17 protein-coding genes are annotated in these 23,896 nt (G+C 52.0%); 9 read left to right on the plus strand and 8 right to left on the minus strand.

Annotated elements, in window-relative coordinates; genetic code table 11:
- The first annotated feature begins 134 nt into the window (after positions 1-134).
- Both ACH50O_RS19955 and ACH50O_RS19960 read left to right on the plus strand, forming a co-directional pair.
- Positions 135-3,200: a DUF3857 domain-containing protein gene (locus ACH50O_RS19955; protein WP_446809498.1), complete on the plus strand. Its 3,066-nt coding sequence runs from the start codon at positions 135-137 to the stop codon at positions 3,198-3,200.
- Between the two features lie 157 nt (positions 3,201-3,357).
- Positions 3,358-5,328 (plus strand): serine/threonine protein kinase, encoded by a 1,971-nt coding sequence (locus tag ACH50O_RS19960; protein WP_446812174.1) that lies wholly within the window; start codon positions 3,358-3,360, stop codon positions 5,326-5,328.
- 184 nt (positions 5,329-5,512) lie between these two features.
- On the opposite strand, the gene yihA is transcribed toward ACH50O_RS19960, so the two are convergent.
- The gene (yihA, locus tag ACH50O_RS19965) at positions 5,513-6,133 is read right to left on the minus strand and encodes a ribosome biogenesis GTP-binding protein YihA/YsxC (RefSeq protein ID WP_446809499.1); all 621 of its coding nucleotides are present in this window, start codon (positions 6,131-6,133) and stop codon (positions 5,513-5,515) included.
- Between the two features lie 110 nt (positions 6,134-6,243).
- On the opposite strand from yihA, the gene ACH50O_RS19970 reads away from it, so the two are divergent.
- The 4 genes from ACH50O_RS19970 to ACH50O_RS19985 all read left to right on the plus strand — a co-directional run bounded on the left by ACH50O_RS19970 (position 6,244) and on the right by ACH50O_RS19985 (position 11,040).
- Positions 6,244-6,930: a c-type cytochrome gene (locus ACH50O_RS19970; protein ID WP_446809500.1), complete on the plus strand. Its 687-nt coding sequence runs from the start codon at positions 6,244-6,246 to the stop codon at positions 6,928-6,930.
- 525 nt (positions 6,931-7,455) lie between these two features.
- Entirely contained in the window at positions 7,456-8,061 is a 606-nt protein-coding gene (locus tag ACH50O_RS19975; RefSeq protein WP_446809501.1) for a thiol:disulfide interchange protein DsbA/DsbL, read from the plus strand.
- Positions 8,062-8,187: 126 nt separating this feature from the next.
- Positions 8,188-9,714, plus strand: a complete 1,527-nt coding sequence (locus ACH50O_RS19980) for a GGDEF domain-containing protein (protein WP_446809502.1) — start codon at positions 8,188-8,190, stop codon at positions 9,712-9,714.
- 15 nt (positions 9,715-9,729) lie between these two features.
- On the plus strand, positions 9,730-11,040 hold the full coding sequence (locus ACH50O_RS19985; RefSeq protein ID WP_446809503.1) for a GGDEF domain-containing protein: 1,311 nt from the start codon (positions 9,730-9,732) through the stop codon (positions 11,038-11,040).
- Between the two features lie 88 nt (positions 11,041-11,128).
- On the opposite strand, the gene ACH50O_RS19990 is transcribed toward ACH50O_RS19985, so the two are convergent.
- Entirely contained in the window at positions 11,129-11,812 is a 684-nt protein-coding gene (locus tag ACH50O_RS19990; protein WP_446809504.1) for a hypothetical protein, read from the minus strand.
- Between the two features lie 237 nt (positions 11,813-12,049).
- The gene (locus ACH50O_RS19995) at positions 12,050-13,750 is read right to left on the minus strand and encodes a glycoside hydrolase family 17 protein (protein ID WP_446809505.1); all 1,701 of its coding nucleotides are present in this window, start codon (positions 13,748-13,750) and stop codon (positions 12,050-12,052) included.
- Positions 13,751-14,006: 256 nt separating this feature from the next.
- Between ACH50O_RS19995 and ACH50O_RS20000 the strand changes: the two genes are divergently transcribed.
- Positions 14,007-15,743 (plus strand): multicopper oxidase domain-containing protein, encoded by a 1,737-nt coding sequence (locus ACH50O_RS20000; protein ID WP_446809506.1) that lies wholly within the window; start codon positions 14,007-14,009, stop codon positions 15,741-15,743.
- Positions 15,744-15,807: 64 nt separating this feature from the next.
- Here the strand turns inward: ACH50O_RS20000 and ACH50O_RS20005 are convergent, their stop codons facing one another.
- Positions 15,808-17,505, minus strand: a complete 1,698-nt coding sequence (locus ACH50O_RS20005) for a multicopper oxidase domain-containing protein (protein WP_446809507.1) — start codon at positions 17,503-17,505, stop codon at positions 15,808-15,810.
- 240 nt (positions 17,506-17,745) lie between these two features.
- Between ACH50O_RS20005 and ACH50O_RS20010 the strand changes: the two genes are divergently transcribed.
- Entirely contained in the window at positions 17,746-20,382 is a 2,637-nt protein-coding gene (locus tag ACH50O_RS20010; RefSeq protein WP_446809508.1) for a UPF0182 family protein, read from the plus strand.
- 38 nt (positions 20,383-20,420) lie between these two features.
- Here ACH50O_RS20010 and ACH50O_RS20015 read toward each other — a convergent pair whose 3' ends face one another.
- Positions 20,421-20,858, minus strand: a complete 438-nt coding sequence (locus ACH50O_RS20015; RefSeq protein ID WP_446812175.1) for an Rsd/AlgQ family anti-sigma factor — start codon at positions 20,856-20,858, stop codon at positions 20,421-20,423.
- 109 nt (positions 20,859-20,967) lie between these two features.
- Here ACH50O_RS20015 and ACH50O_RS20020 point away from each other — a divergent pair, with 109 nt between their 5' ends.
- Complete coding sequence (locus ACH50O_RS20020) at positions 20,968-21,789, plus strand: hypothetical protein (RefSeq protein ID WP_446809509.1); 822 nt, start codon at positions 20,968-20,970, stop codon at positions 21,787-21,789.
- A gap of 76 nt (positions 21,790-21,865) precedes the next feature.
- Here ACH50O_RS20020 and ACH50O_RS20025 read toward each other — a convergent pair whose 3' ends face one another.
- The 3 genes from ACH50O_RS20025 to ACH50O_RS20035 form a co-directional block, all read right to left on the minus strand.
- The gene (locus tag ACH50O_RS20025; protein WP_446809510.1) at positions 21,866-22,252 is read right to left on the minus strand and encodes a hypothetical protein; all 387 of its coding nucleotides are present in this window, start codon (positions 22,250-22,252) and stop codon (positions 21,866-21,868) included.
- Positions 22,253-22,417: 165 nt separating this feature from the next.
- Positions 22,418-23,251, minus strand: a complete 834-nt coding sequence (locus tag ACH50O_RS20030; protein ID WP_446809511.1) for an SDR family oxidoreductase — start codon at positions 23,249-23,251, stop codon at positions 22,418-22,420.
- Positions 23,248-23,838, minus strand: coding sequence for a DUF4124 domain-containing protein (locus ACH50O_RS20035; RefSeq protein WP_446809512.1), 591 nt, complete (start codon positions 23,836-23,838; stop codon positions 23,248-23,250). Before ACH50O_RS20035 ends, ACH50O_RS20030 begins: the two co-directional genes overlap by 4 nt.
- Positions 23,839-23,896: the final 58 nt, after the last annotated feature.

Below are 23,896 nucleotides of genomic sequence, written 5' to 3' on the forward strand. Positions count from 1 at the left end.
GTATCACGCGGCTACGCATTACTACACCGAAGCTTGGGAACTAGAGATACAGAAATTAGGCTTCTATTTCTCTTAGCGGCGGCGAACTTCGATATTTACCAAACATTCTTGTTATAACTCTAACCAAAAATACTATGTCGATCCGCCGAATCGTTCCAATCGAACAGTCTGAATGGTCGGTAATTCCAGTTTACGAATGGGTGCGGCCGCGTTCATTGGACTGGTCGTGGCCGCCACCGGAGTCCCAAGCCGTGGTTATGCTGCTGTTCGATGAGCAGCACGATATCGCGACGCAAGCCGTATTTCTCCGCATTGTGCGCATGCTGACCTCCTTGACAGCCGTTCAGTCGCAGAGCCAGGTGGCGATCGAATTCGATCCTGCCGCGCAATGCTTGCGCGTGCACGAACTGGTGGTTTGGCGGCTTGATCCGGATGGTGTGCGCCGGCGGCGTACGCCGGTTCGGCAGCAGGATTTTTTACTTCGTCAGCGCGAGCAGCAGTTCGAACAACAGATATTGAATGGTCGGGTGTCCTTGGTGGCATTACTTGAAGATGTGCGAGTCGGCGACGCGATCGATCTGGCATATACACTAGAGCCGCGCGACCCGATGCCCGGTTTGCTGTTCACCTCGTTTCATTTTTTGGTCTGGGGGCTTCCGGTCGGATCGGCCAGCGTTGCCTTGAATTTACACCCGGACCATCCTGTCCGCTGGCAATTGTTCGCGCCGGCCGACGCGCGGTTGCCCGTGGAATTGCGCGAATCGGATCGCGTATGCTGGCAAATTGATCAACCGGCGCTATTTCAGCCGGAAGCGAATGTCTCTGGCGGACATTGGCCTTTTCCGGTACTCGAAGTGACGGCCTGGGAATCCTGGGGTGAGATCGCGCGCTTCTTCAGTGAGCTTTGGGCCGATGCGTTGAATGACGAAACCGATACTATTGCCGCGGAAGCCGCCAGTCTTGCCGCAAACAAGTCGATCGAGGCGGCCATTCTAGAGGCGCTGCGCTTTGTCCAGGAAGAGGTCCGCTATCTTGCGATTGATTTCGGTCACGGTGCCGGCATGTTGCCAAGCGGCGCGGGTACGGTTTTGCGGCGAAGGTTTGGTGACTGTAAGGACAAATCGGTGTTGTTGACAGCCTTGCTGCGCGCCTTGGGTCTTAGCGCCCGGCCTATGCTGGTCGCCACCAGCTGGCGCCATGCCATTGCCCGGCTCCTGCCGTCGACCGCCTGTTTCAATCACGCCATTGTCGCTTTTGAATTTGCGGGGAAAAAGTACTTCGTCGATCCAACAGTCATCGGTCAAGCCGGCAATCTTGCGGATTGGGTTGCCCCTCCCCTCGGTTTCGGCCTGGAGATTGACACGAACAACGACGCATTGGTTGAATTACCGTCGCTGCCTGTTGCCGAACTGATTTTAACCGAGACTTTCACCCTTGATCGGCGCGGGAACGGCGGTGCGGTGGAACAGAAGCTGCTCGCGACAAGCTGGTTTGCCGACGAATTTCGCGCCTCGTTTATCAGGTCTGGCTTACCGCAAATTGTAAAAAACCGAGCCGATGTGCTGAAGCAACACTTCCCGGCGCTGCTCCCGCAACCGGACAGCGCCGAGCTTGAGGACGACCGCGTTGAAAACCGTATCTCGCTGCTTAGCCGTCACGGCTTGCCGACTTGGGGGCCGGTTGACCGCAAGCCGCCGGATTTCTTCGGATACGGTGCCCATGGGCTATTTTTGGCGATAGAAACCCTGAATGATCGCGAACAGAGAACCCAGCCCTTTGCTTTACGCCACCCGTTGCGGGTGCGGCATCAAGTTATCGTTCGCGGCAAACCTGTCCGCAAACTCAAACCGGAAGTTTTTCGGCATGAGGGGCCGGGCTTCCGGTATTGCGTCGAAGTCAGTTCCAAGCGCCGCGAGGTTAGATTCGATTATAGTTGGGAGAGTACGGCGGCCGAGATTTCCCCCGAACAGTGGCAAGAGTTCTGCCGGGAGCGCCGAACCGCGCTGGATCGGGCCGGGGCGACGGTGCATACCCCCGCACTGAAGCCGTTACTGATTGCCCGGCGTGCGCTGCCGATTGCCATAATCGTCGCCGGATTGGCGGCCGGCTGGTTGCGAAATGCGGAAAGCAACCGTGTGATTAACGAAGCTGGTGGTGTTGAGCGCGCAGCCGGCATGGCCTTCGAGCACGTCAAACGCCGCGAATTCAGTCAAGCCTACGAGCTGGCCAACGCGGTCCGTTCCAACTATCGCAACAATTTCGAAATGCAGATCCTTTTTGCGGAAGCGGCTTTGCGTACCGGCCATTTTCAGGAAGCCGACGAAGCGTTGCGCGAGGCCAGAAAACTTCGGACGGATAACCCGCTGCCCGACCAGCTTCAGGCCGCACTTTACGAAGCGCGCGGCGAACTCGGCCCCTCTCGCGATTTGCTGATCCGGCTTGCGGCGCAACCCGGCGCGGCGGATTTGGTGTTTTCCGAACTCGCCCGGCTATCGGAGCGCATGGGCGATCCGGTTGCCGCGCGCAAAGCCTGGGAAATGGTATTGGCGCGCCAACCGGCTCAACCCGATGCCTTGTTTGGTCTGGCCCGTTTGCTTTGGTCTATCGGCGAACGGGATCGTGCCGACGCACTGATTCCCGGCGTGATTGCCGCGCAACCGACGCCGAGCGCCGTGCTGCAATCGACGCTGGCGCGTTTTTTCTCGGCTACCGGTCGACCCGCTCGTGCAGTCGAGCCCGCTCGCCGCGCGGCCGAACTGTCTCCTAACGTACCAGAAATGGTCCTCCAGCACGCGATGGCATTGTTGCAGGCCGGTGATAGAAGCAACGCGTTATCGGCAGCTTTGGCGATGATGGAAAAGTTTCCGAACAATCCGCTGGCTACCGGTGCCCTGGCCATGGCAGCCGCGATGGCCGGGGAGAATGTCATTGCCGAGACGGCCTTTAAAGGCTGGGTCGAGCAGGCCCCCGACGACCCGGATGCCCTTTCCGGTTACGGCTTTTTTCTGCATCGTAGCGGACGCGGGATGGAAGCCAAAACCCTGTTGGCGGAAGGCACCCGCCGCTTTCCGGGTCACGGCAATCTGTGGCTGAATTACGCCGTTGTTCTGGAAGCATTGGGAGATAGTGGCGCCGTGCAGGCCCGTGAGCAGGCGTCGCGGCTCTTGACGGACGAGCAACGTGCAACTTTGGTACGTTAACTGAAGATGTTGGCCGTCCGGGCATCGGCCCGCTCAGGGATCGTAATTTAACTAATATATAGGGAGTGCCAGACGTTGCGGAGCCTTTTCGCGCTCGAACAGGGCTGCGCCTACCCCTAGGTCAGAGCCGATTTGTTGTACGATAAACAAGGTGATTATGTTCCCGGAAGACGACGCCACCATCATCAAACCGCAAGACGACGATCTGACCCGGATCAAACCGCGCCCTTATCCGCAGATATTGGCCGACAATCCGGCGTTGGACGGTAAATTCAACGACGATTATTCTTTGCGCGGCGCCGTGGGTGTGGGCGGTGGCGGTCAAGTGTTGCTTGGTTTTGACGAGCGCATCGGCCGCGAAGTGGCGATCAAGGAATTGCTGGATCAAGCCGCGCACGAGGACAACGAACTCAACGCGCGTTTTCTACGCGAAGCCCGCATCACCGGCCGCCTGGAGCATCCGGGCATAGTGCCGGTGTACGATCTGGGCAAAAAGCAGAGCGGCGCCCCTTATTACGTGATGCGCTTGGTGCGCGGCGATACGCTGGCGAAGGCCCTGAAGGCTTGTAATGCCGAATTACTGGCCGAGCATGCGCTATCGCGGCGCCTGAGCTTGCTGGACAGGCTGATCGATGTCTGCGAAGCCGTGGCTTACGCCCACTCCAAAAGCGTGATTCACCGTGACATCAAGCCCGGCAATATCGTGCTCGGCCCCTTTGGCGAAACCATCGTCCTGGACTGGGGCTTGGCCAAGGTCGAAAACGAAGCCGACCTGGCGCCGTTGATGTCTGCCGTACCCAGTCAGGCGGACGACGATGCGGATCTGACTCGAATCGGCGACATTCTCGGCACCCCGGCCTACATGGCGCCGGAACAAGCCAATCCCGATTTCGGCGTCGTGGATACGCGCTCCGACGTATTTGCGCTCGGTTGTATTCTCTACTATCTATTGGCCGGCCATCCGCCGCTGCGCGGTAGTGCCGATGAGATTTTGGAACAGCTCAGCTCTCCGGCGCCGATGCCCTCGGCTCGCGATCCCAAATTGCCGATGCCATCGGAATTAATCGCCATTTGCGACAAGGCCTTGGCCAAGGATAAGTCGCTACGCTTTCCCGATGCGGCAAGCCTGGCCGACGAATTGCGCGCCTATCGCGACGGCCGGTTGGTAAGCGCCTATGCCTATTCGCGCGGCGAACTGCTGCGCCGCTTCATTGCCCGCAACAAGGTTGCGCTGGTGGCGAGTCTGGCGGTATTGCTGGCGATATTGATCGGCGCCGGGTTGGCCTTCAAATTCGGCGTGGAGGCGCACAAAGCCCGAGACTTGGCGGTAGCCGAAGGCGAAATCGTTAAACAGGAAAAGCAGCAAGTCGAGCGTGCGCTAGCCGATGTCACCCGTATTTCCAACCAGAATCTGACGGCAGCCAATCAGGTGGCAGCCAGCATCCTTGGTAATATCAACGAAATCCGCATGGGCATGCAGCAAGCAGCCGATTCCTTGCGCAGCAACGCCGAACTAGCGGCATCCTCCGATTTGCTGGAGAGCTTGCTGCAACGTTATCCGCGCGCCGAAGGTTTCGCGACGACTCGGGCGCCAGGCACTGTCGTCGCCGTGGTGCCCGCCAAATATCGGCAAGCCCTTGGTGCCGATACCTCGCAACTCGAGCACAATCGGATGACTTTGGAGCGAGGGGTGCCGATACTAAGCAGGATTTATCAAGCGCCGGAAGGCTTTGCCGCCGTCACCTTGGTGGTGCCTGTCAAACAAGGTAAAACCATCCCCGGTTTTATTTCGCTGCGCATCAAACCGGTCGATTTTCTGGGCGGTTTGCTGGCTGTGGATACGCAGACCGAACAACGCAGCGTTTGGGTGGTGCAGGATGATGGACTGCTGCTTTACGATACCGATCCTCGCGAGATTGGGCTTAATTTGTTCCGGGAAGAACGCTTCAAACAGATACCCGAATTGCGCCAGCTGGCCGAGAAAATTGCGGAGCAGGATGCCGGGGTGGGGTTTTACCAGAGCCAGCTAGCCTGCCAAGACCAGCCTTCGCGGCAGATTGCGGCGTGGGTGAGTTTGCGGCCGGCGGAGAATCGGGGGTGGAAGGTGGTGGTGTTGGAGGCTTGGTGATTGGGCTTTTCGCACCGGCGGCTACTTGCTTTTTTGTGTCGCTGACGCGACGGCTTGATTTAATGTCGGGTCTCGGCCCGACTTCAAACCCAGCCGTCGCGCCAGCGACACAGCAATCCGACTACCCTCACCCCGGCCCTCTCCCTCTGGAGAGGGGGGGCGAGCTTCGTTCCAAACGGTGCGTTCAATCCTCCGAAACCACCATCTTCCTAAACCCAAACCACTCATCCAACACCTGATGCACATCATCAATTCCGGTTTTGTTCAACGCGGAAAACAACTGCAATGTCACCACAATATCCGCCTGACTCAAATCCCGCTGCACCTGCAATAAGGTGGATTTAGCTGCGCCGAATTTCAATTTGTCGGATTTGGTCAGCAGAATGTGCAAGGGCAGTTTGCGGTGTTCGCACCACTCGACCATTTGCCAGTCGAAGTCGGTGAGTGGGTGGCGGATGTCCATGACCTGGACGATGCCGCACAGGGCTTGGCGGTCGTGCAAGTAGCTTTCCATCATTTGCCGCCAGTCTTTTTTGATGGCTTCCGGGACTTTGGCGTAGCCGTAACCGGGTAGATCGACCAGTTTGCGCTTGGCGTCGATTTCAAAAAAATTCAGCAATTGGGTGCGGCCAGGGGTTTTACTGACGCGAGCCAAGGCGTTTTGTTGTACCAGGGTATTGATTGCACTGGATTTGCCTGCGTTGGAGCGGCCCGCGAAAGCGATCTCCATGCCTTGGTCGGGCGGCGCGTCCTTCAGTTTGGGGGCGCTGTTGATGAACTTGGCCTGATGGTAGATGGGATTCATCACAGTCTCGCTTAGTGTTTATAAATCGGTTAGAATCCGGACATTATAGCGTCTGGCGGCTGTCATCAGCTTGCTTTATGTCGATCAACCTTCCTGAACAGGGGCCCATAATGATAAAAAAATTGCTGACTGTTTCCATCTCTTTGTTGTTGGCAACCGCCGTCAGTCATGTAAACGCGCAGGGCAATGCCAGCGCTAGCGCCGGAAAAACCAAAGCCGCCAGTTGCGCGGGTTGCCACGGCGAAGACGGAAACAGCATGATGCCGGGCTTTCCTAAGCTGGCCGGGCAGCATCAGACTTATCTGGTTAAACAGTTGCAGGCTTTCAAAAGCGGTGCGCGGATCGCTCCTATGATGGCGCCGTTGGCGGCCGGGTTGGACGATCAGGCGATTCAAGAGATTGCCACTTATTATGCAGGCAATAAAATTTCCGCGAATCCGGCGCCGGTGTTGCCGGCTAATGACGATGACGACGATGCGCCGGCCAAGACCGAAGAGCAGAAAAAAGCCGAGTTGGCCGATTTAATCACCCAAGGTAGCGATTTGTATCGCAACGGCAATCTGAGCCGGGAAGTCTCCGCTTGCGTAGCCTGCCACGGTCCGTACGCGGAAGGCAATAAACCGGCATCGTTTCCGTCCTTGCATTCGCAACACGCCGAATATCTGATCAAAACCCTGACCGACTTCAAAACCGGCGCACGTAGCAACAACCGCGAAAACATGATGCATATGATCGCTACCAAAATGACCGACGAGGATATTAAAGCGGTTTCTTATTATATTTCGACGATGAAATAATCGTGCGTCGTTCGGCGGAGCTCCCCGCTCCGCCGGAATTCGGCTTGGTCCTGGCATCGCCAGGAGTAATCTCTTCTTTAATTCATGCCGCAACCGACCAATTCGTTTCCGTTCCGCTTTTCGGATTCTACAAACATCATAATTATCCCGTTGACGGCAATCCGCACGGTGCTACATCAAATCGGCCTTGCTCCGTTTATCTCTTAATGTGCCAGCCGGCATGGTCTGATGTCTCTTCAATTAGGTGAGGTAGTTGTGCGGAAATTGAATCCAGGGAGCCGGTCCTCCGAATTTTTATCCGGAATAGATGTCGGTATTGAGCTAATTGGATAATTCGATGTCGGAAGTTGTTGTGCCGGGTTTTGCTTTTTTCGCGCCGGCGGCTATATTGGGGCGCTTTGGATTGCCAGGGCCGGGATTGGCAAGTCGATGGCTGGTGGGCGGTACTGGACTTTTTGTTAGCGGGTTTACGTTCTCGGACGTGAACATGTTTTTGTCGGGATTACATTCTTACGGAGAACTTTGATGTTAAAAATAATCGCATTGTTAGGGTTGTTGGGCTTTTCTTCACTGGCAAATGCCGAGGGCGGTTACGACCCGGTAACGCCGGCGCAACCTTTACAAAATCCGGATAAGGTCGAGGTGATCGAATTTTTTTGGTACGGCTGCCCGCACTGCTATAGTCTGGAGCCTGCAATGGTGGAATGGCTGAAAACCAAGCCGGCAAATGTCGAATTCATACGCCAACCGGCGGTGTTCAGCGACTTGTGGGGCAAACATGCCAAAGCATATTTCACTGCCGAAGCCTTGGGTATTTTAGAAAAGGTGCATGCGGATTTTTTCGACGCGATTCAGAACAAGAAGCAAAAATTAGTTAGCGAAGACGAGTTGGCTAAATTCTTTGCCGATCATGGCGTCAAGGACGAAGACTTTCGGGCGGCCTATAACTCGTTCGGGGTCGACGCTAAACTCCGTCAAGCCGAGTCTATTGGGCCGCGTTACGGGATTACCGGTGTGCCGGCGATTATCGTAAACGGCAAATATAAAGTCACCGGGCAGTCGGCTAAATCGCAAGCCAATATGCTGACCGTGACTAATCAGCTGATCGCTCAAGAAAGCCAGAAAAAATAAGCGGGTTATGCGTTAAATTGCCGCACATGGACGTGAATGGCCAATGTTGATTATTAGATCGCCTTCACAAATTCGGCGATAGTCTATAATCAAGCGACCAAGAATTTCTGAATTAGGGCATGTTTCATGGTTTTTTTTAAAAACAAGGATGGCAGTCCGGATAGGTGGAAGGAAAAATACCTAAGGCTGTTGGATGACCAGGAACAAATTGAAAAGCAGTACAAAGCTAATGAAGAGTTGTTATGTAAGACTATCGTTCGTTTTGCATTAGCCGTTAAAGGCCTGAACCGGCAACTCGATCCCCATCTCAATCGTATCCGCAATTTATTGAAGAGTGGATTGCAGAGCGAGCTGTTGCAAAAAGAGCTAACGGCATTTTCCAATGCATTGGTTATGCTGGAGGAGTCGTCCACGGCCGGACAGCTGGATGCGTCCATGTTATTCGAGTTTCTCGGCAAGCAATATCCGCAGTGGCAAGACCAGCTCGACGAAATACAGGCAAAGTACGAGCACCGTCAATTCACGACCAATCAAGCTTTTTATCTGGCTTTGCTGGAGCTGATCGAGGACAACAACCCTACGGCCAGCATCGATCTGGCTCTGGAACTGACCGGGACGGATGCCAAAGCCATCAACATTCAATTAATCCGGTTGTTGGACAACGCGGAAATCCCGCTGATTTTTGTCGAAGACGCGGAAAAAATCAAAAGCCGATTACATGCGGAGCAAGCCTTAGGGCCGATTTTCGACGACACCGTTGCGCTGCTGTTGGCTGTAAAAAAGCATTTGGAATCGGAACAGCAGGAAATGGCGGCATTTTTGTCGAAATTGACCGACCAATTAACTGAGCTGGGTGTGAAAGCCACCGGGGTTAATGCCGCTAACGAAATTAGCGTTAAAAAGCGTAACCTGCTGGATCAGGCTGTCTCCGAGCAAATCATGGAATTGCGGGAAAAGTCTGAAAACGCCACGCAATTGGAACCACTAAAACAAATTGTCAGTACTCGCTTAACCACCATCACCCAGCAAATTCAGGCGCATAATCTTCAGGAGCAGCAAGAACGCGATAAAACACAGCGCGAAATGCGGGCACTGTCGGAAAGGCTAAGGGAAATGGAGTCCGAGTCTTCCGAATTGCGTTTGAAACTGGATCTGGCTCAACACCGTGCTACCCGCGATCCGCTGACCAATCTGCCGAATCGGTTGGCATTCGAGGATAGATTGGCCGACGAAATGGCGCGCTGCCGGCGGCATAAAACGCCAATGTCGTTGATGGTTTGGGATGTGGATTTATTCAAGAAAATTAACGACACCTACGGGCATAAATCCGGGGATAAGGCTTTGATTGTGATTGCCGAGCTGTTATCCAAGCATTGTCGGGAAACCGATTTTGTGGCGCGGTTCGGCGGCGAGGAGTTCGTGATGATACTGGCCGGGTCCGATGCCAAGTCGGCCTTGCTGGTCGCGGAAAAACTCCGGAAAACCGTGGAAAAAAGCAGCTTCAATGCCAATGGCGAAAAGGTGTTCATTACCTTGTCGTGCGGCATCAGTCAATTTGTCGATGGCGACAGCAATGAGTCTATCTTTAACAGAGCCGACACCGGTCTGTATAGAGCCAAGCAAACCGGACGCAATCGTTGCGTTGTTGTCTGACGAAGTGTAGTAGACATGGCAACTAGTACCCCCTATTCGGCTCCGGTCGATAACGAAAAGTTTTTATACAAACTGGTCATTCAGCTGCTGATTTTTTGCCAGGGCAGCCACAGATTGTTGGAGCCGCATCTGTTGGCGATAGGTTCTAAGTTGCGTAGCGGGGCTAATTTGCAGGATTTGTTGTCGGAACTGCAGGCGGTATCGAAAACCTTGTTGCATATTTCCAAACAAGGCAAGCAGAATGCGGAAACCGACGGCAGCGATAGTGCCGCGTTGCAAAATAACTATGCGATGGAGCGTCTGGAAGAGCTGCTGGCGGATGCGCAAGTGCCGTTACGTTTCCAACATCAGACTTCGATGCTCAAGCATAGAGTCAGGGGCAATCACAGCGAACAGTCTTACAAGAAAGTTATCGATTCGGCGATTACCTTGCTGATGAATATCAAAGATTACGGGGTTGCCGAGCAAAAAGGCATTGATGTATTTTTGGCGGATTTAACCGCGCGGCTCGACGAAATCGGGCAAGACGTGGAAATCGCGGGGCAAGCGAACAGGCTGGCGATCGACAATCGTGAGATGCTGAATACCGAAATTAATCGGCAAGTTGGCGACCTTAGAGAGACTACACAATCGGCTCAAGAGTTGAGTACGCTGAAAATTCACACCAGCGAGCACCTGGATCGCTTATTGGCGCAGTTGCTTGAGCACAAGCAACTGGAAGACGAGCGGCAGCAGGAGACACAAGATAAAATCGAATTGATGACGCAAAAGTTACAGGAACTGGAAACGGAAACCGAAACTTTGCGGGTCAAATTGAAAATCGAGCACGATAAGGCTTTATGCGACTCGTTGACCGGGTTGCCCAATCGTATGGCATACAACAGTCGAGCGGAGATGGAGCTAAGCCGGTGGAAGCGTTATAAAACACCGTTGGCGCTGATAGTGTGGGATGTCGATTATTTCAAGCGTATCAACGATACCTATGGGCACAAGGCCGGCGATAAAACTCTGGCCCTGGTTGGTCATCTATTGCAGAGCAATTGCCGGGATACCGATTTCGTGGCGCGCTACGGAGGGGAGGAATTTGTGATGTTGTTGCCCAATACCCAAGAGTGTCAAGCGTTGGAAATGGCGGAAAATACCCGGAAAATGATCCAGAGTTGCGGTTTCAACTCTAACGGCGAAGATATAAACCTAACGATTAGTTGCGGCATCAGCGAGTTTAAAGAAGGCGATACGCATGACGATACGTTCGTGCGGGCCGATCAGGCGCTATACCAATCCAAGCAAAATGGACGCAATTGCTGCACGGTATTCGGGCAATAGTCGGAAGCGTCGCAGACCCAGGCCGGCAAAGCCCAAGGTTTCGGTCTAGTGTTAAACCTTAGCCGTCGGATGGTTGCAGGAATGCCGGTTAGCCGAAAAGATACGGGTAGTGTGCCGACCTGAAAGGTGTGTTGGCGAGTAGGCAGCGGTCGAATATGCCGATGGCTTCGTCGCAGGAGATGACTTCCTGTTGACTGTCAAGAATGTAATGGGCCAAGTTCAGGATGCATTTCCAATGCCGGCGATTGTCTATGAATCTAAACGCCTGAAATAGCAGTTCCTGCATTTTTTCTTCCCGTTGCGCTTTCGAGGCGATGAAATGATCTAGGTAGCTGAGAGCTTTTTCCAGGTCGCTATAGCCGCCGTAGTTATGTAAGGCATTGAAGTTAATTAAGTTTATGTTAAAAACTTCGTCGTCGCGAATCGAAACGTATTTTGCCTCCGCCAGTGGCCCGACCAATAAATTGACAACATCGGCTTCATAAGCGCGTTGGCAGGCGTGTTGCGGACTATCGGAAAGGTCGTTAAAACTTTCGACAACCGCGATCGGCAAATTTTGAATCAGATTGCCGTCGATGACTTTAGCAAAAAAATCCTCGTAACCGTTGGTCGGCCTTTGGACATGAATTTCAAAAAATACCGGGGGTAATTGCTTTTGTCGGTTGCCTAGGTGAATCGCGGCGGCGTGCCCCGCTTCATGAAAAGCTGTGCGCCAATCCAATTCGTTAGGATGTACGAAAGTTGACGTAGTTGAATAATAGTTTCGTTCCATAGACAGCAACCTCATCCAGAAAAAAGATGCGGCGCAAAGGCCGCATTGAGGAAGGATATTAAAACTCTTTACCCTTTAGGAGAGGGAGCGCATACATAAGAGTTGCATACAGTTTAATCGCTGACTTTGGGTTTGCAAATGTGACAAATTGACGCGCGGCAAACTGTCATACCAATTGGCATGGGGATTTCGGCCGAAAAAACGGGTGCGGCGGCATGGCACCCGTTAGCGGATTGGTTAAGGATGCTGTTTTTGGCCGCTGTTGGTCCAGAAAGGTAAGGATAAGACCACTAGGCAGGCCAGCCAGCCCAGTAGTTGCTGATTATATAAAGTGTATCTGAGCGCAAACGGTATGCCTTCCGAAAAGCCGGGGTGTGCTTGAATGAAATCCCGGCCGTCCATAAATGCTTTGGTTTCGCCAAGTACAAGCGCAACAGCGCTGAAGTTTAGAAAATAGGCGAACAGCCGGTCATGCCTGCTGCGTAGATTCCCGCCTGTCAACTGATCAAACGCGAAAGTTTGACTGTGCAGATTGTGCGTCCGTAACCCTTCGCAGAGTATCAGGCCGAATATGCCGAATACCGGGATGGTGAATTGCTCGATCGGAAAGCTTAAATATCTGCCATTTACGGTCAGGCCGTAAGTCTTGAATAAGGCCAAAACAATAAACAGCAGATAGCCTGTTCTTAACGCAGTTGCCAGCCGGACACTTCCCGGCTTATCACTCAAGATGTTGAAATTTCGCCGAATCAACAGGGCGCCGAGACCGGCGTTTGCCATAACCAGTACTGCGGTATACAGCCGTTGCCAGGTGCTGTAACTGGTGTACCAAAGGAAGTCGGCCAATCCAACCAGGCAGACGCTGAATACTTGGGCTAGCGCCAGGAATGCCAGCAAACGAATGAGCGATAACAGTTCCAGCTTTTTATAATAGCCGGCGGTGATCAGGATCCAGATTAGTGTTGCTATCGCGAAACGCATTGACCAGTTTGGCGACTCATAGACCGGGCCGGTCAAGGGAAATACCGGCTCCCGGTTGGCCGAGAATAAGCCCCAATTTGCGCCGACCACGCCTTCCAGTTCGCTCTTCCAGGGCTGGTTAAACGCTTCAACGATGTTGTAGTCGAAGCCGTGACGATTGGCGACTTGGATCATGCCGCGAATGAATTTGGCCTCGTTGACTACGCCGGGAATTGCCATGCCGCGCTGTCTGCCAGCACTGGGCCAGCCGGACTCACCAATTAATATGGGTTTGCCGGGGGCGACGCCGCGGGCTTCGTCTTCCACTTGCTTGACGATTTTTTCCAGGTGTTGCGACGCGTTTTCCACTGAAATCGGTTCATCTTCCCAGTAGGGTAAAATATGGATGGTGATGAAATCCACCTCATTAATTAGCTTGGGGTACTTCATATACATCGACCAGACGTCCGCATAAGACACGGGTTGCTTGACGGCCTTTTTTACTTCTCGGATATAACCGATCAGTCTGTCGACATCCATGTCTCCGCGTAACAGAACTTCGTTGCCGACGATCACCCGTTTCACCACGTCCGGGTTTTCGTTGGCCGATTTGATCAAGGCGTTTACTTCATTCGTGTTGTCTTTATAGCCGTAGCCAAGCCAGGCGCCTTGTATCATTTTCAGGCCGTATTTGCGGGCCAAGTCCGGCGTGGGCTGTTGACCTCCAAGGCTGGAATAGGTGCGTATGCTTTCGGTTTTGTCGGCAAGGAGGCGCAGGTCTTCGTCTATATGTTCCGTCAACGGAAATTTTTCCAGCAATGGGCTAAAGCCCTCTCGAAATGGCGCGAAGGACAGGCTCATCAATTTGCCGGACGGTACGTCGGTGCCTGCTTCCCGCGGCTGGTTGCTCAGCCAGTCGAAACTGCCGTGAACTAAAAAAATTAAAATCAAACAAAGCAGTACTCTGATGCTGGGCATAATTTGGCTGTGTTGTATGTTGCAAAAATGTCGGGGATTGACTGGTAATAATCGCTGGTCATGGAATTATAAGGCATTCGCCGGTATGCCGAATTAGATCGTTTGACGGCGGTTCAAATCCGGCCGGGATTGTCGGGGTGTTTAATAAATAATTACTGTACTTTACCCATGGGTTCTGGTTACAGTATCTGGCTTTTCTGATATTCGGAAGCCTTGTTACGGCCTCCGTCAATTCGTCTGTTTTATGAGGTTTTGTATGCATAAAAAGGTTATCCCCATTCTGTGTGGCGCCATTCTGCTTCCGGCGTCGCAATGGGCTTTGGCGGCGGTAGACAAACTACCTGCCACCACTACCGTCAAAATGGGTGCGGCAGAGGAAGTTTGTTCCGAATTTACCGATGCCAAGTGGCGTGACGCGCAAGTGATCGACGGAGTCGAAATACAAGAATCACGGATGTGTAACCCCGATAATCCTGCCGACATCGCAGCTTTCGTAAAAGGCACCAATAATATTTCCATGTCTACCTTGATGGAGACGCAACTGGCCGCGGACGCAATTACCGCCAGCAACGACATGGATGGCGACGGCGATCCCGACCACTATATTATCAAGCTGGAAATTGCCGAGCTGAACGGCCATTCACCGGACATGAAGGACCCGACCACTACTTTCGATATCGCACCTGGCATTCAACCCACGTTTTGGGTATATGCGCCGAAAACGCGCGATATGTCCACCTTAAGCTTATACGAGCCGGTGGCCAATCCTTTGTTGCGTGCGCCGTCCCCTGTAATTCGCGTTGAGCAGGGCGACATTATCTGGATCGTGTTGGAAAACAGTCATTATTTCCCGCATTCCATACATTTGCACGGTATAGACCATCCGTACATGGATCATGGCGGTGAAGGCAATGACGGTGTCGGCCAAACCGGTCAGATGGACGTCTTGCCTGGGCAGAGCAAAACTTACGTAATCAAACCGCGCCAGCCCGGCACCATGTACTATCACTGTCATGTACAGCCGCACACCCACATTCCGATGGGCCTGCAAGGTATTTTTATTGTCGAGGAAAACCGGCCGAACAACTGGGTGCAGACCTTCAATGTCGGTGCCGGCCAGGTTCGACATCCGTCGGTAGCGGTCAAAGAGAAATATGCGGCCGAATATGACTTGCACTACCAATCCGCGGATAAGGAACTGCATGAAATGGCGCGTTCCGCCAATGACCCGCGCATCATCGCCCGGCGTATGAATCAGGAATACGATATCACCGAGGCCAAGCCGGATTATTTCATGTTGAACGGCCGTTCCTTCCCTTACACACTGAGGGAGTCGCTGATTTTGATGGAAGAAAACAAAAAGGTTAAATTGCGGGTATTGAACGGCCACGAAGAGGCCTTCGCGCTACATATTCACGGCCACAAACCGATGGCGACCCATTACGATGGCGTGGATAACGGTCCGTCTTCTTATCTTAAGCGCGATGTGCATGGCATGGTCCCGGCCCAGCGTCTGGATTTGGAGCTGAGCGGAGTGGACGATGGCTTGAATAGCTTCGGACAAGGCGTTTGGATGTTCCACGATCATGTCGAGAAATCCTTTACCACTAATGGTATCGGCGAGGGCGGTGATATCAGTCTGGTGGTTTACAAAGGTTTCTCCGACGAAAAAGGCATTCCGAAAGTGCACGGCATGAGTCTGGCGCCTTATTTCACCAAGGAATTCTGGCAAGGCAAATATCCGGCCTGGCAGGATTACGATGCCTGGAAAAGCTTAGGTTTGCCGGAAATCAGCAATAAAAAACAAGTGGCATTTGTGCCGCCACCGCCTCCGCCGTTGAATACGGGCGATGCCGCAGCGAAAGCTGAAGCAGCCGGAGCCGGAAGTCAGTCGTCTTTTATAGGGCAATTGTTGAATGGTTTGATATTGGGGGGATTGATTTACGTCGGTTTTGCCAATCGCCAACGTATCTTGGCGATGTTTAAGAAGTAAGCGAACCTGCTTTATTGAATAGCGACGCCGCTGTCGAGCATGTCTCGGCAGCGGCGTTTTACTGTCAGCCTATATAAAATTGCCGCATCATGCCCAAGTCCTCATGCTCAAGGTTGTGACAGTGGTACAAAAATAAGCCCTTGTAATCCTGGAAGGGTTTAACGATCTCGACGGTTTCGCCAGGCATGACCAATACCGTGTCTTTCCAGCCCGAGTCGATAAAGCCTTCTTTGACGGTAGCGTAATCGGCGGTTTTGACCTTGGCGGTATTTCTGGACAGAATCTGGTATTGCTGACCGTGCAGGTGGATAGGATGGGCCATTTCCATCATCATGCCTCCGCCCATACCGCCCATACCGCCCATACCGCCCATTTTGTGGTCGCCGGATTTGCCGTTGTGCTCCTTAGCGCCGTGTCGCATTCCTCCCATCATGCCCATGCCGTCGTGTTGGTCTGCTGAATCGTGATCGTGGAAAATTTTGATTTTCTTGATCGAACCCAGCGCCACTTTTTCGAAATCCATCACTCTATCCATCGCAAACGATTTACCATTCAACAAGGGCTTCATGTGTTGCATTGAAATCGCGATGGGTAGCGGATTGGCGGCATTGTCCACGTCGCGCTCTGTGAGGCGTTGAATGGGCACCAGTTGTTTTGGCAGTTTCGGCGAGTCGCTGACTTTCTCGCTGATTTTAAATACCGCAATCGGGAATTTACCGCCTTGCGGCAAACGGTTGTGCATCATACCCATGCCGCCGCCGTCCTTGTGCATTCTGTCGTACATGCCTGGCATCACGCCGGAATATGGCAGGCTGTAAAGCGTCAGTTGAGAACCTATCTTACGATCGCTGAAATCCAGCCACAAATCGACGCGCTCGCCGGGCGCCAGCATGATATAGGGTCGGGTTTCCGGTTTGGCCAACAAGCCGGCGTCTGTGCCGATTGCTGTCAACGGTGTGCCGTCTTCCCAGCCCAGTTTGTATATCCGGGAATTGGAGCCGTTCGCGGCCCGGAAACGGTAGGCTCGCGATTTGACCGCGAATTCGGCGTTGGGTTTGCCGTTGACCAGGACGGTGTCGCCTAAGAAACCCATGATGCGTTCCGGCATCGCATGCAGATATTGCAGCTGGTTTTGACTGTCGAAACTCCGGTCTTGGATCACCAGCGGCAAGTCGTATTCGCCGCCGGGTAACTCCAATTTGGCTTCATCGCTGTCGTTGACGACGATCAAGCCGGCCAAGCCGCGATAAACCTGTTCGGCGGTCAAATTGTGCGAATGCGAATGGTAAAAGCTGGTGCCGGCCCGATTCAGAACTTCGAATTCGTAGACAAATTGTTCGCCCGAGTCGATTGAATACATCGGGTGGCCGTCGCTACGTTGCGGCACGTGTAGGCCATGCCAGTGGATGATGGACGGTTCGTGCAGATGGTTATTGAAAAATATCCTGACTTTCTGGCTCTGCTGGAAAGTCAGTATCGGCCCCAGGTAGTTGCCGGGCAGCTGCGTCAGCGTAGTTGGCGGTCCCTTGCGTAGGTTTGCTATGAATTTTTGTACCTGAGTAGCCGGTCCGCTGTTCAATATCGCAACCTGTGCTGCTTGTGCGGTAAATTCGATTTCCACGTCGGCATGAAAGCCTGCTGTGGCGCTGGTTTTGATTTTGCCGGTGTTGGCCGGTAACAAGCCGGGAAATGCCGCCATTGCGGCGCCCAGCACGGAATGTTGCAAAAATTGACGTCTGCTGTTGTTGATTGTTTTAGACATGCGCTCCCCTCCCCGGTTTTGGCTTAATAAATAAGCTTTTTATTATGGTTTTGACCTTACTCCATTTCCGGGGGGCAAACAACTCAGAAATGTGCTCAACATTCCGCCGGTATGGTGGGCAATCACAATCCGGATTTGGGTGTTAGAATGCTCAGCCATTGAGATAGTGAGGGCATTGCCTGTCATTCGCCGGCATGTCCGCCAAAGTAGGCGGTCAGACATCTAAGTAAAGAGGAAATTATGCGTAACTGGAAACTGTTACCTGCGTTCACGGTAGCGACCTTGGTGGTGGCAGTCGTTTTATACGTGGCGTTCTACTTCGTGTTTCTCGATTTTTTTGTGGATTTATGGTGGTTTCGCTCGCTGGAGTTTGAGGCCTATTTCTGGCTGAAACTACTTTACCGGTTTATTTTTTCCGGAGCGGTAACCGTATTCTTCTTTGCAGTGTTTCTGTTCCATTTCTGGATTGCCTCCCGCTATCTGGGTTTGAATCCTCCCGACGAAATTTTAATGGACGACAGCAAAAGGCGGCGTTTTCAACGCTTTGCCGATGTGTTCATGACGGGCTCGGCTAGGATCTATACGCCTATTTCACTGCTATTGGCCGTTGCGATTGCCATTCCATTTTATTTGCAATGGGAACAGGCGCTACTATTTTTCTTCGGCAGCGCTTCGGGCATAGTCGATCCGGTGTACGGTAACGATGTCAGCTTTTACATGTTTTCGTATCCGATTTACATGCTGGTACAGAAGGAGTTGCTGACCACCGCCGTCGTCGTGTTGTTGGCGACCGGCGTCTTATATTGGTTGGAACACGTGTTTGTGCCTAACCAAAGCAAGGAGTTTCCGCTGGGCGCGAAGATTCATTTGACGGTGCTGTTTGTCTTTGTCGTGTCTTTCGTGATCTGGGGCTTTTTGCTGGATCGCTTTTCACTATTGTATTCGGACGGTAACGAGCCGGTGTTTTTTGGTCCTGGCTTTGTCGAATTGCGTTATCAACTGCCGTTGATTTGGCTGGCGGTCTTTTTCTTCTCGGCGATTGCCGTTTCGATTGTGTTTTACGCCTTTTCGGAAAGGCATCGGAGTAAGGCGCCTATTATGGTCGCCGCTTTGGGCTTGCTGGCGGTATGGGGTCTGCAAAGTTCGCATTTGATTCCGGAGTTGATCGAAAAGTTTGTCGTCAAGCCCAATTTTACCCGTACTGAAAGCGACTCTATCCGACATAACATCGATGCGACGATGGCCGCGTTCGATTTGAACAATATTAAAGTCGTCGACTTTCCGGTCATCCTGGATGCCACCAAAGACATCGAAACCTGGTCCACCAAGAAGCATTTTGAAAATATTCCGGTATGGGATCGCGAGTTCCTGATCGATAGCTATATGCAATTACAGGGCATACGGCCGTATTATGGTTTTCCCACCGTGGATGAAGATCGCTATTTCATCAATGGCCATCATCAGCAGGTCAATCTGGCCGCGCGCGAAGTCAATATCGACAAATTACCCAAGGAAGCGCAAAACTGGGAAAACACCCACTTGCGGTATACCCACGGTTATGGGGCGGTCGTCTCGCCCGCTGCTCAGGACGCCGGGATTCCTATCGTTTGGTATCTGCGCGATCTGAATATGTATTCCGAGGTCGGTTTTTCGGTGAAATATCCGGATATCTATTACGGCCTGGAAAAATACCGTTATGCCATCGTGCCTAATAATCTGGTCGTCAAGGACATTTCCGGCTCAGCGCCGAGCGAATCGCTGGATTACCGGGGTAACTCCGGCATACCGATTCCTTCGTTGTTCAGAAAGATGTTGTTCGCGTTTTATCTGAAAGACGAAAAAATCTTTTTTTCGCCGAATATTTCCACGGAAAGCAAAGTTTTGTTGCGCCGCAATATCGATGAAAGAATTACCGCGTTGACTCCGTTCCTGCATCTGGACAAGGATCCTTATCTGGTTATCGATAAAGACCGTTTTTACTGGATTCAGGATGCTTACACGCTGTCGAATTATTACCCCGTTTCCAAGCCGGCAGCCGACGACTATCTCGACGGCAAGCATAAATTCAATTACATCCGTAATTCGGTGAAAGTCGTGGTCGATGCCTATGACGGCAGTGTCGATTACTACATCTCCGATCCGAAAGACCCTATCATCAATGCTTATAACCGGGCATATCCCGGTCTGTTCAAAACGCTTCGGGAAATGCCGGACGAGTTGTTGCAGCATCTGCGTTATCCGCGCGATTTGTACTATATGCAGATGAAAATTTACGCTAAATATCATCAAAACAGCCCCGAGCTATTTTATGAACAAGCGGAAACCTGGCAATTTGCTACCGTGGACGGTCAGCCGGTATTGCCTTATTTCATTACGATGGATTTCGATCGCTGCAACGATATGGAAGAGTTTGTGATGATTAATCCGATGACGCCGGTGCACAGGGACAATTTAAGCATGGTCGGCATTGCCGGCACCATTGACGAAAAGAGCTGCGACCATACTTACAATCCAGGTATTACCATTTTCAAATTCCCTAAAGCCGTGCAAGTTAACGGGCCGTCGCAGGTTAATGCGTTGATCGACCAAAACCCCGAGATCGCCGCGCAATTTACCTTGTGGAATCAGCAGGGTTCGGAAGTGAAGAAAGGTCGGATGGTGATTTTGACAATGGGGAATTCGGTGCTGTATGTACAGCCCATTTATACTTTGGCCACCAAAACCAAAATGCCGGAACTGGCGCGGGTGATTGTTTCGATAGGTAATCAGGTGGTGATGGAAAAGACCTTGCAGGCCGCTTTTGCCCGTTTGAAAGATATGTTTATCAAAGGGGCTAACAGGCCGGCTTCGGGTATTTCGGCTGCCGAAGGCAAATAGCCGTTCGGCGCCGCCCGGTATCGAGATGATTTATTCGCTCAATGCAGTAGCATGGAGCAAAGGCGATCTTCCAGCTCCATGCGTTCGGCCAAGTGTTCGCCTAGGACGGATAAATCCTGGGCCAGCTTGTCGGTTTTAAAATTGCGCTTGCCGTCGTCATAGGTGTCGCTGAAAGATACTGCCGATGCGGTAATATTCGAGAACGCAGGATAAATCTGTTCGGCGTAAGTCAGTACCGAGGTTTGGTGCTGTTTTTCGGCGATTAAGTGTTCATAAATGCTGAAATGGCCGAGAGAAATGTAATCGATCAGCAATTGCGAAAATGCCGATAGTATCGGCCGAACCGCGTTTTCGCTAGAGAAAGGTTTCATTTCAGCGATCCGACAATACAAGGACCAGACTGCGGAACGTTCTTCCTGCAACGCTGCAACCAGATGCAGGTTGTTTGAGCTGGTGTCGGTAACTGCGGAGTTCATTTTGGTCACGGCACATCTCCCTTTGAAAATTGACGAACCTTAAATTTATGTGAATTATTAGGAATATTCAACAATTGATTAAAATATAAGGGAATTTTTCGTAAAAACTGTGACTGACTTTGCACCATCCATTTTTATTTTTGTTGCGCTAAGCTGTGAAGCCAAGCCGTTAATTCAAGCTTGGCGGTTAAAAAAACAGACGCAAAAACAAGCATTTGCCATTTATCGAAATGCCGAAACCGTTGTGGTGGTGGGTGGTATTGGAAAAGTCGCCATGGCCGGCGCCGTGGCTTATACGATGGCGCAATTTCCCGAGATTGTGCAGCCAATCATGCTTAACCTCGGAATCGCCGGGCATCGTAGACAGGCTGTTGGCAGTTGTATTTTGGTGGATAAAATCACCGATGTCGAAACGCAACGGCGTTTTTATCCGCAAATGGCTTTCGATGTGTCTTGCCCGTCGTTGCCGTTAAAAACCTTATCTAAGGCCGATTCCAGCTATGCGGACGATAGTTTGTCCGATATGGAAGCGTCGGCGTTTTATGAAATTGCGGTAAAGTTCAGTTCCAGCGAATTGATTCATTGCGTAAAAGTGGTATCGGACAACGCCGAATCGCCGCTGGAAGCTGTCAATGAGGAAGCGGTAATGGGTTGGATTTACACGAGCTTGCATAGCATAGAAAATGTTCTGGCTGGACTAACCCGGCTTAGAGGTGCGTTGCCCCTCACCAATACGGCGATATATAGCCGATTACTTGAACGTTTCCATTTTACTGCGACCAATGCAGCTAAATTGCAAGCAATGCTGAATCGTTGGCAAATATTAAACCGCGATCAGACGCTAAGTCTATTTGAAATCGACGCCGGCAACGCCAGGGAGTTGTTGGCTTGGTTGGAGAACCAGTTGGAGAAAAAGCAGTATTATTTGTAACTGTTGCCAGAACTGGCTACGGATATGGGTGGATTGAAAAAATACGGGGTGTCCCGAAAGACACCCCGGAACAGCATTACAGCAGTTTTTTCAAGCCTTCGACGCCTTCTTTGCCGGCAGCTAAATGTTGTTTGGCTTCTTGCAAGTTAGCAGCTTTAGCTGCAGTAATCGCTAATTTCAAATGGCCTCTAGCTTTATCGGCATATCTGGCAACTTTGTCGTTTGCGTTCAGTTCCTTGATAAAACCAGCCGCTTTTTGGATCAAATCGACAACGGCAGCATCTTCAGCACCGTTGTTGATTGCTGTCTCGGCAGCTGTAATACGCGCTACAACTTCATTGATTACATCGGTCGGTTTGTAAGCAGTTCTGCCTGGATCGGATTCAGCAACAGCAGCAGTTGAAAAAGAACCCATGGCAGCAGCTAAAGAGAACGCGATAACAGCACTTTTTAAAATTTTCATGTATTGAACCTCACAGTTATTTTTATAAGAACACATAGCTGGTAACTCAACCCGCTTTAACCACTACATGTTGGGCCGGGATGATAGCACAGTTCATACGGTTTGATAGTCTGTTTATAGCGGATTTTATGGTTTTTTCGGCGCCGCGAAAATGCCGCTGCGGCCTTATTCGACGCTGACTAGCAGCTTGTCCAGCCAAGCAGTGGGTAACAGCCGTTTTAGCCAGGCGAACAAATGCGTGGGTACCGTCACCCGGTATCTGATTTTCGGCCGATTCGACTCCAGGGCATGAGCCACCTTTTCCGCTACAACTGTCGCGGGTAAGGTAAACGGCGCGGCCGGCCCGGTTTTTTGCAGCCGGGCTTCCATGGCTTTGTAAGTATCTTTATGAAAGCTATGCTCGGCATTGATGTTTTGCCGGTATAAAGCAAAAGCATTTTGCCGGAACCGGCTTTCTATCGGTCCCGGCTCGATTAACACGATATGTATACCGGTGCCGCGTAATTCCAGGCGCAAGGTATCGGCCAAACCCTCCAATGCGAACTTGCTGGCGTTATAGGCGCCGCGAAACTTCATCGCCACGAAACCCAGTACCGAACTGTTATAGATCACCCGGCCATGGCCTTGTTTGCGCATCAACGGCAATAGTAGATTGGTCAGTTCATGAGTCCCGAACAGATTGGTTTCGAATTGTTGGCGTAATACCTCGCGGCTCAAATCCTCCACTGCGCCCGGTTGGCCGAAGGCGCCGTTATTGAATAGTGCATCGATTTTACCGTCGGTCAGCGCCGTCAATTCGGCAACTGCCTGTTGGATGCTATCTGAATTTGCCAGATCGAGTTGCAAACATTCGAAGCCTTCGCCACGCAGGCGTGCCACATCCTCCTGCCGGCGCGCGGAACAAATCACCCTATGGCCGCGGTGTTTTAAAAACACGGCAGTGTGGTAGCCGATACCGGACGAGCAGCCGGTGATAAATAGGGTTTTGCTAACAATCATGGTGGGGTGAGTTCGGCTTCGCTAAGTAAAAAAGTCTTGCCGCTGCTGCAATTGATCAAAAAATTCAGCTGATCGAGTTTGCTTTTAGCCGTTAGTTCATCGGCCTCTATGCGTTGGCATTCGCCGCTAGCCAAGGCTTTTTGCGCGGCCAGCCGGCGAAACTTTTCCACATCCGCCAGACGGCTTTCGAAGGGTTTGACTTGTGCGGGCAGCTTGTCCGGATCGTAAGGCGGAATCGCGAAGGCGGAGAATTGCATGGGATTCTGTTTGATCAGATTTTGCGTCAGCTCGGTTTGCGACTTGACGTCTTGCTTAGCCTTGGCTATCGCGTCGAGCTTGGCCTGTTGCTCGGCTTGCTCCTGCAAAGACTGCTGCTTTTTCAAGTCCGCATCGGCGGCTTGCTGCCGTTCCTGCGCATTCAAATCGACGCTGCTACCGGTTTTGGTATTCATTTGCACGGCCTTGTGTTCCACCGTACAGGGCGATGATTGGTAGTTGGTGTGCCCCGTCGCATCGGTGCATTTAAAAACCCCGGCCCAGCTGTCAACGGACAGGCACAGGGCAAAAACGAAGAATAGATTTTTCATTGTGTTCCTGTTGGTTAAACGCTACTGTAAAACTATTACCCAGCTCGCCATCACTGTA

This window comes from Methylomonas sp. 2BW1-5-20 (assembly GCF_052474515.1).